Annotated in this window: 7 protein-coding genes and 8 pseudogenes; 5 read left to right on the forward strand and 10 right to left on the reverse strand. The window is 52.3% G+C overall.

Annotation, left to right across the window (positions count from 1 at the left end; all coding sequences use genetic code 11):
• Positions 1-303 precede the first annotated feature (303 nt).
• Positions 304-1661: pseudogene (locus A0V43_RS08210) on the forward strand (ISLre2 family transposase).
• A gap of 205 nt (positions 1662-1866) precedes the next feature.
• On the forward strand, positions 1867-2577 hold the full coding sequence (locus A0V43_RS08215) for a bis-aminopropyl spermidine synthase family protein (RefSeq protein ID WP_236930995.1): 711 nt from the start codon (positions 1867-1869) through the stop codon (positions 2575-2577).
• Positions 2578-3090: 513 nt separating this feature from the next.
• Here the strand turns inward: A0V43_RS08215 and hxlB are convergent.
• The 3 genes and pseudogenes from hxlB to A0V43_RS08230 all read right to left on the reverse strand — a co-directional run.
• Positions 3091-3648 (reverse strand): 6-phospho-3-hexuloisomerase, encoded by a 558-nt coding sequence (gene hxlB / locus A0V43_RS08220; RefSeq protein WP_063193839.1) that lies wholly within the window; start codon positions 3646-3648, stop codon positions 3091-3093.
• Between the two features lie 3 nt (positions 3649-3651).
• Entirely contained in the window at positions 3652-4287 is a 636-nt protein-coding gene (gene hxlA, locus A0V43_RS08225) for a 3-hexulose-6-phosphate synthase (protein WP_015375155.1), read from the reverse strand.
• Between the two features lie 413 nt (positions 4288-4700).
• A pseudogene (locus A0V43_RS08230) lies at positions 4701-4772 on the reverse strand (DUF4004 family protein); the annotation flags it as partial.
• 195 nt (positions 4773-4967) lie between these two features.
• On the opposite strand from A0V43_RS08230, the gene ade reads away from it, so the two are divergent.
• From ade to A0V43_RS21005, 3 genes and pseudogenes are all read left to right on the forward strand, one after another.
• Positions 4968-6701, forward strand: a complete 1734-nt coding sequence (ade, locus tag A0V43_RS08235; RefSeq protein ID WP_063192869.1) for an adenine deaminase — start codon at positions 4968-4970, stop codon at positions 6699-6701.
• A 254-nt stretch (positions 6702-6955) separates the two neighbouring features.
• Positions 6956-8062 (forward strand): annotated as a pseudogene (locus A0V43_RS08240) (glycosyltransferase).
• A pseudogene (locus A0V43_RS21005) lies at positions 8049-9001 on the forward strand (exosporium glycoprotein BclB-related protein). The pseudogenes A0V43_RS08240 and A0V43_RS21005 overlap by 14 nt, the downstream one beginning before the upstream one ends.
• A gap of 116 nt (positions 9002-9117) precedes the next feature.
• On the opposite strand, the gene trpB reads toward A0V43_RS21005, so the two are convergent.
• The 7 genes and pseudogenes from trpB to A0V43_RS18905 form a co-directional block, all read right to left on the reverse strand.
• Entirely contained in the window at positions 9118-10281 is a 1164-nt protein-coding gene (gene trpB / locus A0V43_RS08255) for a tryptophan synthase subunit beta (RefSeq protein ID WP_063192871.1), read from the reverse strand.
• 331 nt (positions 10282-10612) lie between these two features.
• Positions 10613-10867 (reverse strand): hypothetical protein, encoded by a 255-nt coding sequence (locus A0V43_RS19775; RefSeq protein ID WP_063192872.1) that lies wholly within the window; start codon positions 10865-10867, stop codon positions 10613-10615.
• Positions 10791-10988 (reverse strand): annotated as a pseudogene (locus A0V43_RS20910) (IS1634 family transposase); the annotation flags it as partial. The gene A0V43_RS19775 and the pseudogene A0V43_RS20910, both read right to left, overlap by 77 nt.
• A gap of 275 nt (positions 10989-11263) precedes the next feature.
• Positions 11264-11926 (reverse strand): annotated as a pseudogene (locus A0V43_RS08270) (IS1634 family transposase); the annotation flags it as partial.
• 149 nt (positions 11927-12075) lie between these two features.
• Positions 12076-13440, reverse strand: coding sequence for an ISLre2 family transposase (locus A0V43_RS08275; protein ID WP_063192874.1), 1365 nt, complete (start codon positions 13438-13440; stop codon positions 12076-12078).
• 189 nt (positions 13441-13629) lie between these two features.
• A pseudogene (locus tag A0V43_RS08280) lies at positions 13630-14638 on the reverse strand (IS1634 family transposase); the annotation flags it as partial.
• Between the two features lie 100 nt (positions 14639-14738).
• A pseudogene (locus A0V43_RS18905) lies at positions 14739-14990 on the reverse strand (IS1634 family transposase); the annotation flags it as partial.
• Between the last annotated feature and the right edge of the window lie 64 nt (positions 14991-15054).

The raw sequence follows: 15054 nt of genomic DNA on the forward strand, positions 1-15054 counted from the left end.
TCCCTATCGAAAGCAGCAAAAATGCTATTTCGATGCTGGAAAGGGGTATGGGCCTAGAACGGGTGGCCGAACAGCGCTGTGAGGTTTGCGCGGGGCGCGGCATTGTTCTGAGGGTGTGAGTAAAATATTTGTGGGTGACATTCCGAAATGATCCCCGACGAGGGTTGCGAACTTTTGTTCGCGACGCTCGTCGGGGCCACCAAGCGAAGCGCGGTAGAACAAGCAAATGTCATGCAAAAAGGACTCTCTCCCTGCTATGATGGTGATTGTCAACATCAACCGAAAACAGGAGGGAGAGAGTCCATGAAACATCTTACCACAGAATGGCCTTTATTAAAAGAGTTGGAGGAACAATTGTTGAGAACTCTTCAAAAGGTGTTCGCTGTCTTGTTGGCGGCCCTTTTGGAGGAGATCGATCAACAACTGGCGGAAGCGCGGGACAAGCGCCGGTATCAGCTGAAAGACAAACGGCCGACTACGATCCAAACGCTGTTTGGGGAAGTGACGTTCCGACGGAACTACTACTATGATCGACAAACGGGGGCGTATACGTTCTTGCTGGATGCCGAACTGGCTTTGATGGAGCGCAGTCGATCAGCCCTTGCCTCGAGGAAACGGCGGTCGAGTTGGCCGTCGAGTGCTCTTCCTACCGCAAAGCGGCTCGCACGCTGGAGTCGATCGTGGGGTATGCGGTCCTCAGCCACGAGGCGATTCGCCAACTGGTGCTGGAGGCCCCTGTCTCGCTGCATCACCCTGTTTCCAAACGGCACGGCCGGGTGCTGTTTGTGGAGGCGATGGACTGTTTATTTCCCGCCAGGGGAAAGGGAAACGGGCGAAAGAAGAGAAAATCCTGGCGGTTCACGAGGGATGGAGACGAAACGGTCGCAGCTTGAGCTGGTGAACCGGCGCCACTACCTCCATGAAGGGACGGGGACGTGTGGGAACGTTTGAGGAGTGGCTGATGAAGGAATATGCCTATGATCCGTGCCAAGACCTGTTGGTCATCAACGGCGACGCGGCGTCGTGGATCACGGCCTGCCGGGAGTATTTTGGGAAGCGGGCGTGCTTTCAGCTGGATCGATTTCATGTGGCGCGGGAGCTGCGTCAGTGTCTGTCCGGCCATCCGCGTTGGCGGGAGGTGCGGAAGAAGCTGGCGAAACAAGATGAAGAAGGGCTTCTCGTAGAGCTGAACAGCGCGGTCGGCACGTTGGAGGACGAAGCGAAAGAGAAGCAGCTGGCTGCCATGATCCGCCGGATCGAGTCGATGCCGGGATGCATCCGGGACTATCGGGGTGGCTGTCGGAGCAAGGGGTGGAGACGACCGGCATGCGTCCGATGGGCCATGCGGAGAGTGTGATGAGCCGGTTTGCGCATCGGGTGAAATCCCGCCGCAGCTGGAAAGACCAAGGGCTTCGGGCGTTTCTGAGGGCGATGGCAGCCCGAATCGACGGGATCGGTGGAGAAAGGGACGGTGGGAGGAGCAAGAGCCCCAGTCGACCGTCTCGGCCTCAACAAAGTCCAAGCGGATCGAACAGGCCAAACGGAAGGCCGGACAGTTGTGGGCGGATGTGGTGCGTCAGAATATACCGTGTCTGCAACAGTCATCCGGGACGCCGATCCATCAAGCGTTGTCGGCGCTCCGGGATGGTGGTTGGGTGTAAAAAAATGGAATATCGTATCATCGTCTCAAGATGAGGGATGAGAGTCCGAAAGCGCTTACGATATGAATTCCTGAAAATGGTTCGCTAACTAGTGATTGACAACGCCCGTAGTGAATCGAAAAAATGTTCTCCACAAAGTCTTGACTGACTCGTTCTGAGGCCGCCTTTTGACAGCGTCCTTGCTGCTTTTCAAGATATCGCAGCCATGCGGCCCAAGGCGACGCCCGACTTTGACCAAGGGTATGTGACGCCCGAGACAACCGTTCGGCGGCTGGCACTGATGGCCCAACAGGGAGATCTGATGGGGCGAGACATTTTGCTGCTGGGCGATGATGACCTTACAAGCATTGCGGCTGCGCTCTCGGGGCTGCCGCGGCGCATCTGTGTCTTGGACGTGGATGAACGCATTGTCCGCTTTGTACGCGATGTGGCTCAGGACCAAGGTTGGGACCACGTCCACGCCGAGGTCTACGATGTGCGGGATGAATTGCCGTCCCATCTCCGCGGCCAGTTTGATGTGTTCTTCACGGACCCGGTCGACACCGTCAAGGGACTCCTGCTTTTTCTAAGCCGCTGTACAGAGGGGGTGCGTGGGCCCGGTGCCGCGGGCTATTTTGGACTCTCTTACTTGGAGGCCTCTTGGTGGAAATGGCGGCAGATCCAGCAGGGCATCCTTGACATGGGCTTTGCCATCACTGACATGCTGAGCGCCTTCCAAGACTATCTGTTAGAGGATATTGTGTTCCTAGACTGGGCGCACATGGCACCGGCGCCGGTCAAAGAACCCGATATCCCCTTCTACGTCAGCACCGTCTATCGCTTAGAGATGGTCGAGGAGCCTCGTCCCCTCTTTTTCGGGTGGGTGGAGTTTGAGCAGGACTTCTATTACGACGAAGAGTTCTGCGGCAAAGAATAGCGATAAAGACTGCCCGCCTTCTGCAGCGGGAATACCCGTTGCCGAGGGCGGGCGTTTTGTTCGCCGTTTCCTGACATCTGCATGCGGAGTTGCGTTCTTCAAGGTTTGCTGAATGACATTTGCCACCATCGCACGATTTTACCGATGGATTATGGAAGGCAACAGACTTTTGAGAGTTTTTGACGCCGCGTGCAACCATGAAAGGAGTGGTCATCGATTTTGCAAAAAGTCTTGGCACCCCCCCCCCCCCGCGTTCTGACTATAACCGACTTGATTTGTAATGATCATCGAGGGAATGCTGATAGTGGGAGAGCGGCTGATGTGCACGAAGGGAATGAACGATCATGGATCGATCACAAGAATCCAATCTCCCGATCAAAAAAGACCGCAAAGCGTTTCTTAAAGAAAGCTTTGCGGCCTTTTCTCCTTTCCCCCGTGATTAAGTTGAAAATTTCGTTTAAATAGTTTAAAATTTCGAATGGTTAAAGATGTCTGCGCAGCATTCCTTATACTCTATTCCAGATTGGCGTGTCTTTTGAACATGGTATTGGAGTCCAATCCTTTTTTCTCCATGCATCTTAATATGATCGCATCATAAAACAGCAAGAGGGTTTGCTCAAAAAGCGATCCCATCGGCTGTATCGTTTTGTATCCGTTATCTGACTGGTCTTTAGGCGAGCCAGGCAATTTGACCGTGATATCAGCCAATTGTCCAATGGTCGATTCAGGGAAAATGGTCACTAACGCTACGGTTGCCCCTAAGCTTTTCGCTTTTTCAGCCATGGAAACTAAACTTCTCGTTTCCCCTGAACCCGATCCAATGATCAAAATGTCGTCTTGTTCTAGGTTAGGGGTGATGGTTTCGCCTACGACATAGGCGTCTAGCCCCATGTGCATCATTCGCATCGCAAAAGATTTGGACATAAATCCAGATCTGCCTGCGCCAGCTACAAAAATTTTCTTTGCTTCGAGAATCTCATTCACCAATTTTTCCGCTTCTCCCGCGGCGATTAAATCGGCTGTCCGATTTAACTCTTTGATGATTTCTCCTAAATATTGCGTAGCTTGCATCATTCATTCACCTTGTTGGATCATTTTTTTCATTTCAGCAGCTACAGCGCGTTTGTCTTCTTGGCCAGTAATACCGCCGCCTACGATGATAAGATCAGGTTTTGCTTTAATGACTTCAGGCAATGTGTTTAATTTAATGCCGCCTGCGATCGCAGTTTTTGCGTTTTTCACGACACGTTTGATTGTGGCAAGGTCTTCAAGAGAGTTTTTGCCGACTGCTTGAAGATCATAACCTGTGTGTACGCAAATATAGTCGACTCCAAACCCATCTACTTCTTTCGCTCGTTCTTCTAAATTTTTAACCCCGATCATGTCCACCAATATTTTTTTGCCTTGTTTTTTAGCTTCTTCCACAGCACCTTTGATGGACAAATCTTCAGCAACTCCAAGTATCGTGATAATGTCGGCTCCGGCTTCGGACGCTTTCATGACTTCATATGCGGCGGCATCCATGATTTTTAAGTCTGCCAATACTTTTAAGTGAGGAAATTCTTGTTTGATTTCTTTTACAGCTCTAAGACCTTCATTAATGATAACTGGAGTGCCGATTTCTACAATATCCACATACTCCTCAACTTCTTTTACTAATTGTTTCGCTTCTGGAATGTTTACGAGATCCAATGCTAATTGTAATTCCATGAATCCTTCACCTCTCATAAAAATTTTGCAGGTTGCATAAGCAGTAGCATTTTTATGTGTTTATCTCTTACACACTGATGAGTATACTATGTATGTTTTGCCTTTAAAAGTACGCACTTTATTTTTACATAGTATCAAAAAATATACTATTGTTCATTATGTATACTATTTGGGAAAGAGGGGCTCTCCATTTCCAGACAAATTTTATTTTGAAATGGCCCAAAAATAAGAAAAGCAATATGCTATCCATTGCTTGTGGCATTAACTGAAGAACTGTTTCTTTGTCAAGCCATATGTAAAAAGGGCTATCTCATCTTTGTGAGACAGCCCTAAAACGCCGGATTTTATTTCCTGAGTTCGACAGTTTTGAGGCCATTTCAGGCAAATGAACATGGCCAAAATGCTGTGATATCGCGGTAAAGCTGGCCGTACGAAATGCCCGTCAGCTCAAGCAGTCCTTTTTTCGAGATCAATTCTTGTTCCATGAGCCGCACACCCCCTTCCTTTTGTTAATTGCAGCATAACATTGTTACGTTATAAAGAGAGGCGAAAACAACAGCGCCATACGCATGGCAAAAAACGAACCAAAGCGGTTGACAACTTGTCAGCTGGCTCATTACAATGAAACCAATTTCCGCCGATGATCAGGCGATGGACATGAGGAAAGGAGAGTCAGCAGCATGAATTCGATCTTACAAAAACAGCTAGCCACCGCAGCGAAACAAACCAAAGCGGATCTCGTTGTCAAAAACGGGAAAATCGTCAACGTGTTTACGCGCGAAATCATCGAAGGGGATCTCGCCATTGCGGAAGGGATGATCGTCGGCATCGGCCGCTATGAGGGAAGGAAAACGATCGATGCCGAAGGGCGTTATATATGCCCGGGGCTGATTGACGGACACGTGCATATCGAATCGTCGATGGTGCCCCCGAGCGAATTCGCCCGCGTCGTTCTCCCGCATGGCGTGACGACCGTCATTGCCGATCCGCACGAAATCGCCAATGTCGCTGGCGTCCGCGGCATACAATTTATGCTCGACGATGCGAAACGGACGCCGCTCGATGTGTATATGATGCTGCCGTCGTGCGTGCCCGCCACTTCGTTCGAACATGCCGGAGCCTCCTTATCCGCGGCGGAACTGGCGCCGTTTTTCGCTGATGAGCGCGTGCTCGGATTGGCGGAAGTGATGGACTATCCGTCATTAAAGGAACAACAACCATCGATGCTTGACAAACTGGCGCTCGCGGCAAACGCCAACCGCCTCATCGACGGCCACTTGGCCGGCCTTGATGCCAACGCCATCAACGTCTACCGAAGCGCCCGCATCCATACGGATCATGAATGCGTCACCGTCGACGAAGCGCTTGAACGCGTTCGCCGCGGCATGTACGTGCTCATTCGCCAAGGATCGGTCGCCAAAGACCTCGAAAAACTTCTTCCTGCCGTCACGGAGTACAACGCGCGCCGCTTTTTGTTTTGCACAGACGATAAACATCTCGACGACTTATGGTTCGAAGGCAGCGTCGACCACAACGTGCGGCTCGCCATTCGCGCCGGGCTCGACCCGCTTCTTTCGATCCAAATGGCCACGTTAAACGCCGCCGAGTGCTACCGGTTGTCGACGAAGGGCGCTGTCGCCCCGGGGTATGACGCCGACTTTTTGTTCGTTGAGGATTTGGAAACGCTGAAAATCACCCATGTCTTCAAACAAGGGGCGCTCGTCGCCGAACATGGAAGGGCAACGCTTTCCTTCCATCCGGCATCCAGTGAAACCGAACCGAAATTGCTTCAATCCATTCGTTGCCGACCCGTCACCGAATCGGATCTTCGCATCCCGATGACGAAAGGAAACAAAGCCAATGTCATGGAGATCATCCCAAATCATTTGCATACGAACCATCTCGTCACCGAGGTGGATGTCCGGGACGGGGCCTTTTCCCCTTCGGTCGAGCGGGATTTGCTGAAGCTTGTTGTCGTCGAACGCCATCGCGGCCTCGGCATCGGCCTTGGCATCGTCCGCGGTTTCGGATTCAAAGCAGGCGCCATCGCTTCTTCGATCGCGCACGATTCACACCACATCATCGCCGCGGGAACAAACGATCGCGACCTCGCCGCCGCCATCGAACAGCTCCGCCGGCAGCACGGCGGGCTTGCGGTCGTCAAAGACGGAGCGGTGCTCGCTGGATTACCGCTTGAGATCGGCGGATTGATGACAAGAAAAGATTATACTGAAGTGTTAAATGGATTGAAACAGATCCATGAAGCGCTGGACTCGCTCGGCTCAAGCCATGCCTTCAACCCGTTTATCACACTGTCCTTCCTCGCCTTGCCGGTCATCCCGGAGCTCAAGCTGACCGACCAAGGGTTATTTGATGTGAACAAATGGGAATTCATTCCTATTGAAGCGGTTTAAACCCTCCTATTTGCGCTGACGCTTCGAAGCGATAAGATTTGGCGAGCACCCGCCTTACAGAAAGCTGCCACTTAAAGCCGACCCGCCAAAAAACCAAGTCCCTTCATCTCCTCCATTTATCAGCCAAGGGGATGAAGGGATTTTCTTCGCCCCGCCTATTTTTCTCTTTTTTACAGCGCCATGCGGCATTGGCATAAGCACATTCCTGCATGATTGTAAAGCAGCAACATGGTCGAAAGGAAGGTGCAAGGAAATTGATCACCATCAGCCTTTGCATGATCGTCAAAAATGAAGAAGACGTCCTTGCCCGCTGTTTGGACAGCGTCCGACATCTCGTAGACGAGATCGTGATTGTGGATACAGGGTCGACCGATCGCACGAAAGAAATCGCCCGATCCTACACCGCACGAGTCATCGACTTTCCTTGGAGCGATGATTTCTCTGCGGCGAGAAATTTCTCCTTTTCCCACGCCGCAATGGACTATATTTTTTGGCTGGACGCAGACGATATCCTGCCGGCAGAAGAGCAAACAAAATTTCTCACACTGAAGCACACCCTTTCTTCTGACATCGACTCCGTCATCATGATTTACAGCCTTGCCCAAGATGAAGATGGAAAAACGATTTCCAGCGTCCGCCGCAACCGCCTCATCAAACGAGCCAACCGCTTCCGATGGCATGGGGTCGTTCACGAATATTTGGAAGTATGGGGAACCATTCTCAATAGCGACATTACCATCATTCATCAACCTACTCATCACGCTTCAGACCGAAATTTAAAAATTTACGAGAGGCAGCTAGCACAAGGAATAGAACTTTCGCCAAGAGATCTATTTTACTTTGCCAACGAATTGTTTGACCATCTACAATACGAACAAGCCATTCAGTATTACGAACAGTTTTTGCAGACAAAAAAAGGGTGGGTGGAAGATTGCATCGCCGCCTGCGGAAAGGTAGCGGATGGTTTTGATGCGCTCGGTGATGAAGAACAGGCATTGCGATATGCGTTCCGATCGTTCGAATACGATACCCCTCGGGCTGAATGCTGCTGCCGGCTCGGCTATTACTTTCTTCAGCGCAAGTAATATCGGCTTGCCGCATTTTGGTACCATTTAGCCACTCAGCTCACAATGCCTTCCGACAGCTGGGGATTTGTTCATCATGCTTGTTGGACTTGGCTTTCCCACTTGCAGCTTTGTGTATGTTACTTTTACATGGGCGAGTACGAGTTAGCATACCAACATAACGAAAAAGCCAAACAATACGTTCCTCATCATCCCGCGGTTTTGCACAACGAATGTTTGCTGCAATCCATTCTCGCCGCCGAAAGCACGTTCCACCAAGCCGATGAATCGCGATGAAAGGAGGTTATGCCGCTTGTCTGACCGACGTCCTATTCGAGTAAAATGTCTTTCCCCTTTATGCGGAACATGGCCGCCGATTGTAAAAATCTATACCGGACCTACAGGACCCACGGGACCTACAGGACCCACGGGACCCATTGGACCCCAAGGACCGACCGGACCCACGGGACCTACAGGACCCACGGGACCCATTGGACCCAAGGGCCGACCGGACCCACAGGACCTACAGGACCCACGGGACCCATTGGACCCCAAGGACCGACCGGACCCACGGGACCCATTGGACCCCAAGGGCCGACCGGACCCACGGGACCGACTGGACCTACGGGACCCATTGGACCCCAAGGACCAACCGGACCCACAGGACCTACAGGACCCACGGGACCCATTGGACCCCAAGGGCCGACCGGACCCACAGGACCCGCTGGAGCAGGAGCCATCATTCCATTCGCTTCAGGAACAACGGTTGTCTTGGCCGCCACTATAGCTGGGTTGGCCGACACCGCAAGTTTGATCGGATTTGGAAACGCTGCTTCAAGCATCAGTTTAGTGGGAGGAACCATAAACCTTGGCGGCACATCGAATTTTTCCTTTACCATTCCGCGTTCAGGAATCATTACTGCTGTCGCAGCCAATTTTTCCGCCACAACGGGCACGGCGCTTTTAGGAACAGCTACGATCCGCGCTCAATTGTACATCGCCACTTCTCCATCCAGCAACGTATTTTCGCCTATTCCAGGCACGCTCATTACATTAACGCCATCAATCACCTTTCCCATCTCCCTAGCCCAAAACGCCAGCGGCATCATCACAGGATTAAACGTGCCTGTCAATGCTGGCGACCGGCTGCTCATGGCGTTTTTCATCACCACTTCCGGCCTTTCAATCGCCGCTTCCGTCATGGGATATGCGAGTGCAGGAGTGGCGATTAGTTAGCCAACGATGGTGAAAAAGGGCAGAACATCACCAATCGGGAAACGGGAGATCGAAAACAATAAGCAGGCGGCTTCACGTGGACACCGCCGTGAAAGTCCGCCCGCTTTCCTCTTAATTTATGATTGTAACATCGAAAACACTTGCTCGACATCTTTATCTCCGCGCCCCGACAAATTCACAATGATGATTTGGTCTTTGCTTAACGTCGGCGCGAGTTTGATAGCGTACGCCACCGCATGGGCACTCTCCAGAGCGGGGATGATTCCTTCCGTTTTGGACAACAGTTGGAACGCTTCGAGCACTTCCTCATTCGTAACCGTATAATACTCAGCCCGCCCGGACACTTTCAAATGGCTGTGCTCCGGACCGATGCCCGGATAATCGAGCCCAGCGGCGATCGAGTATGTGGGCTGCGGGTTGCCGTTTTCATCAAGCAACACGAGACACTTGAATCCGTGAAGAACCGCCGGAACCCCTTTCGTCAACGTCGCCGCCTTCTCCGGCTCGACACCGATGAGCCGCACGCTTGGTTCATCCAAATAATGGGCGAACGCCCCGATGGCGTTGCTTCCCCCGCCAACGCAGGCCACCACCACATCCGGAAGCCGCCCTTCTCTCTCTAAAATTTGCCGCTTGCTCTCTTCGCTAATAACCGACTGAAAATGTTTCACCATCGACGGATACGGATGCGGACCAACCGCCGAACCAAGCAAATAAAACGTAGTCTTATAGTTTTGTACAAGATCGTTCAGCGCCTCGTCCACGGCATCCTTCAACCGCCCTTGCCCTTTCGAGACCGGCACGACTTTCGCCCCTAGCAGCTCCATGCGGAACACATTGAGCGCCTGACGCTTCGTATCTTCTTCTCCCATATAAATGGTGCAGTCCATGCCAAACATGGCGCATGCGGTAGCGGTCGCCACCCCATGCTGGCCTGCGCCGGTCTCCGCAATGACCCGTTTCGCCCCCATCCGTTTCGCCAACAAAATTTGCCCGATGACGTTGTTGATTTTATGCGAACCAGTATGGTTCAAATCTTCGCGCTTCAAATAAATCTTCGCCCCGCCGAGCCGCTCCGTCAACCGCGCCGCAAACGTCAGCGGACTCTCGCGGCCGACATACTCCCGCAAGTAGGTTCGAAACTCCTCATTGAATTCCGGATCATCCTTATATTTCAGGAACTGCTCCTCCAAATAATCAAGCACTTCCTGCAGTTCAGGTGGAACAAAGCTGCCGCCAAATTCGCCGAAATAGCCTTTCTTTTCCTGCGCTACACTCATGGCTCATCTCTCCTCTGCTAAATGTCGTGACAGTACCAGCATAGACTGTTTGGCCACATAAGTCAACAAAATATTTTTGAAAAATTTAAAAATACAGAACTAACCTACAGTGTTTCTTCTCTCCCATTGCACAGCCGGATGATCCGTTCCTTACCGCCCGAAGCGTTTGGGAGGACGCCATTGATTTTCAAAACCGTTGATGATGGAATAATCACTCACATTTCGCACCCTAACAAGGTCCCGAGTTCGACAGTCACTAGGCAAACAAAATGCCTCTCGCCCCTTGATGCAAAAGGGACGAGAGACATTTGGGCACACTTTGGGCGTGTATCTAGGCGCGAGGATGGATGCCTAGGATCTTCGGAGGAGGCTCCAGCCCTATAGCCGCAAAGAGCTGCGCTTGTTTGGCCGTCAGTTCGGTTCGTTGATCAAGGTCGCCGTTTTTTGTAGAAAAATGTCCAATCATGAGACGTTCGCATTCGTCTCTTACTTCTCGCCACGATTCATGAGTCAGGAGAAAGGAATCGCGAAATGCTTTTGGCCAGACGTTCCAAGACGGCGCGATCCACTTCATCTTCGCGCCCAAACGAATCAATCACCTTCGCTTTCGCCTATTTGGCCTTCGGATCCCATTCGTTGTGAGCAAGCTGGAGATAAGCAACGGTTGTTCCATCCTTGTTTTTTCGTGTGACTCGTCGTATGTACATGCCTATATCATAACGTATAAACTTTATTTTTAAAAGAAAAAATGAATAAATCGTGTGCCTATGAAATTCGGCGTTTTTTTCTAGGATCCGCATGACGAAACCCTTGATATAACAGCATTTTGGTCATTTCCATTTGTCTAAAATGACCTCAAAGCTGTCGAACTCGGGGTGCAGAAACAAAGGATTTTTTATTCATTTTTTTAAAATATTTTTTGAGCCAACACAACAAGCGATGGCAATCCTTTTTTTACCATCGCTCATCATTCCTTATGAGATTAGACATAAATGCTTTCGTCCATTCCCAACTCTTGCAGAATCCTTCGCTGCTCGTAGGTGAGCGGTTTACCTAACGCGCGTTGGATTTGCCCATCCGGCAGCTCCAACAGGACGACTTTCACATACCAGAACAACTGAAAAATCGCCTGCCCGGTCGGACGGGTCAGCTTGCGGCCTCCTACGCCCTTTAACGGGCGCTCCGGCGTAATAAACTGACGCACCCGGCGCTGGAAAACGCGGTAAATGGCCAATGCGAGGAGAAACAAATAGCCCAACACCGCCACTCGTTCCGGTTTTTTCACGTAAATCTCGTCCGTAAAGAACGGATCTTTCAGGAAGGAGAAGTTCATTTCCACCGAGATCTGCCCTTTATACAGCTTCAAGATCTCTTTCGCGTCCATTCGTCGGTCCTTCCATTCCTCCGGCACCGTCGTGACGAGAACAAACCGGGACGCTTTCCGTCTCGCCTGTTCCCACGCGTCTTGGTCGAATTCTACGCTCAGGCGAAGGGTGTACAGCGTCTCCATTTCCGGTTCCGCCCCTTTTTTCGGCCGTCCGCGCCGTTTTTTCGGACGCACGATCTCTTCGACGACGGCCTCCACTCGATGGAACCGGGGACGAAGGGATGCCTTGAGGGATGCCAAGGCTTGTTCGGCGTCTGAGTCAGTCAAGACTTTGTGGAGAACATTTTTTCGGTTCACTACGGGCGTTGTCAATCACTAGTTAGCGAACCATTTTCAGGAATTAATATCGTAAGCGCTTTCGGACTCTCATCCCTCATCTTGAGGTGATCATATTACATTCTATTTTTTTACACCCAACCACCATCCCGGAGCGCCGACAACGCTTGATGGATCGGCGTCCCGGATGACTGTTGCAGACACGGTAGATTCTGACGCACCACATCCGCCCACAACTGTCCGGCCTTCCGTTTGGCCTGTTCGATCCGCTTGGACTTTGTTGAGGCCGAGACGGTCGACTGGGGCTCTTGCTCCTCCCACCGTCCCTTTCTCCACCGGATCCCGTCGATTCGGGCTGCCATCGCCTTCAGAAACGCCCGAAGCCCTTGGTCTTTCCAGCTGCGGCGGGATTTCACCCGATGCGCAAACCGGCTCATCACGCTCTCGGCGTGGCCCATCGGACGCATGCCGGTCGTCTCCACCCCTTGCTCCGACAGCCACTCCCGATCGTCCCGGATGCATCCCGGCATCGACTCGATCCGGCGGATCATGGCAGCCATCTGCTTCTCTTTCGCTTCGTCCTCCAACGTGCCGACCGCGCTGTTCAGCTCCACGAGAAGCCCCTCTTCGTCTTGTTTCGCCAGCTTCTTCCGCACCTCCCGCCAACGCGGATGGCCGGACAGACACTGACGCAGCTCCCGCGCCACATGAAATCGATCCAGCTGAAAGCACGCCCGCTTCCCAAAATACTCCCGGCAGGCCGTGATCCACGACGCCACGTCGCCGTTGATGATCAACAGGTCCCGGCACGGATCATAGGCATATTCGTTCATCAGCCACTCTTCGAACCGTTCCCACACGTCTCCCTCCCCTTCATGGAGGTAGTGGCGCCGGTTCACGAGCTCGAGCTGCGAACCGTTTCGTTTCCATCCCTCGTGAACCGCCAGGATTTTCTCTTCTTTCGCCCGTTTCCCTTTCCCCTGGCGGGAAATAAACAGTCCATCCGCCTCCACAAACAGCACCCGGCCGTGCCATTTGGAAACAGGGTGATGCAGCGAGACAGGGGCCTCCAGCACCAGTTGGCGAATCGCCTCGTGGCTCATGACCGCATACCCCACGATCGACTCCAACGTACGGGCCGCTTTGCGGTAGGAAGAGCACTCTACGGCCAACTCGACCGCCGTTTCCTCGAGGCAAGGACTGATCGATCGGGCTCCATCAAAGCCTAATTCGGCATCCAGCAAGAACGTATACGCCCCCGTTTGTCGATCATAGTAGTAGTTCCGTCGGAACGTCACTTCCCCAAACAGCGTTTGGATCGTAGTCGGCCGTTTGTCTTTCAGCTGATACCGGCGCTTGTCCCGCGCTTCCGCCAGTTGTTGATCGATCTCCTCCAAAAGGGCCGCCAACAAGACAGCGAACACCTTTTGAAGAGTTCTCAACAATTGTTCCTCCAACTCTTTTAATAAAGGCCATTCTGTGGTAAGATGTTTCATGGACTCTCTCCCTCCTGTTTTCGGTTGATGTTGACAATCACCATCATAGCAGGGAGAGAGTCCTTTTTGCATGACATTTGCTTGTTCTACCGCGCTTCGCTTGGTGGCCCCGACGAGCGTCGCGAACAAAAGTTCGCAACCCTCGTCGGGGATCATTTCGAAATGTCACCCACAAATATTTTACTCACACTCGGCGTCTTCCCGGCACGAAAACGGGTGGCGCTCCCAACGGGCTTGTTCCTCGTGAAGAAACTCCGCTTCTTGTGCTCGTTCTTTTTCGAGCGTCTTTCCTTTCCGTTGGTCGAGGGCGCTCGATTCGACGACGACCAGCCGAACCGGATGGCCTTCATACGTCGATGCCGTTTCCCATACCCGATACGTGGCGCCGTTTTTCTCTGCCAGCGAAAATGGATCGCTCCACGTCGTGTCCCTGGCATCGGCTTCGGCCAGCGCGGTTTTCACGATCCGGAGCGACGACGGGCCTCTGGTGATCAAAAAGGCGTTCGCCGCTTTCGTTTGCGCCAGCGTGTCCTTCGTCATCGCGGCGGAATCTGCCACGTAAATCCATTCGTCCTCGATCTTCGCTTGCTTCAGCTGCTCATGGACACGGGACAGCACCTCGGGATTCCACGTTTTGTCCGGCAGGTTGCCGTCGTGCACATCTCCATAAAAAGGAACGCCATCCTCGTTGCCGATCAGTCCGAAGCCGATCTGCTTTTGCCAACGGTGTTGTCGGTTGTAGCCCATGGGCAATATGCAGGGTATCCGGCGAGGCCGATTCATACGTGCCGTAAACAGATACATCGGTCGTATCGGCATGGAACACCCGAAGGGGGATGCCTTCCTTCTTGTAGATCTGCACAAGGCAAGCCGAAATGACTTGATGGATGTTGGCATCATACAGGCGATCCAGATGGCGGGCGATGGCATCGTCATTGAACCAAGAAGGCTGGAGCTCCGGCCGGATCAGCTTGGGCAAATCGATTTCATGCGCCCATCGTTCCAAATGAACCAGCGCTTGACGGCCGCTTAAGATATCCAGGATGAGCAGCCAGACAACATCGCTGGCTCGGGTGTGGCATTGGGGATCCACCGGAACCAGCCGGTCAATCAGCTGGGGGAGGCCAAGATCCTTGAAGATGGCACTTATTATATTCAAATAGGAACTTTCATAAATAGCACGAATTCGAACGTCCATGGTGTGGAAACTCCCTTGCTTTCCTTGTGTACCAAGGACCTATTCGACATCGGGATGAAAAAATCCTCCCGATTTTCGTCGGGAGGGTGCGAAATGTGAGTTACACGTAGATGCTCTCATCCATGCCCAATCCCTGCAGAATCCTTCGCTGGTCCGGGTTGAGGGGGCGATCCAGTGCGCGTTGGATGCGCCCGTCTGGCAGCTCCAGCAGGATGACGTTCACATATTGAAACAGCTGAAAAATCGCCTGTCCCGTTGGCCGGGTCAACTTGCGGCCTCCCGCGCCCTTTAACGGGTGTTCGGGTGTGATGAACGGGCGCACCCGGCGCTGAAAAACGCGGTAAATCGCTAGAAGGCCGGTGATTTAGTGAAAAATCGCGGAAAATGGACTTTTTTCTCAAATAGAGAAGTCTTGC

The sequence above is a fragment of the Geobacillus sp. JS12 genome, from assembly GCF_001592395.1.
Classification (GTDB): Bacteria; Bacillota; Bacilli; order Bacillales; family Anoxybacillaceae; genus Geobacillus; species Geobacillus zalihae.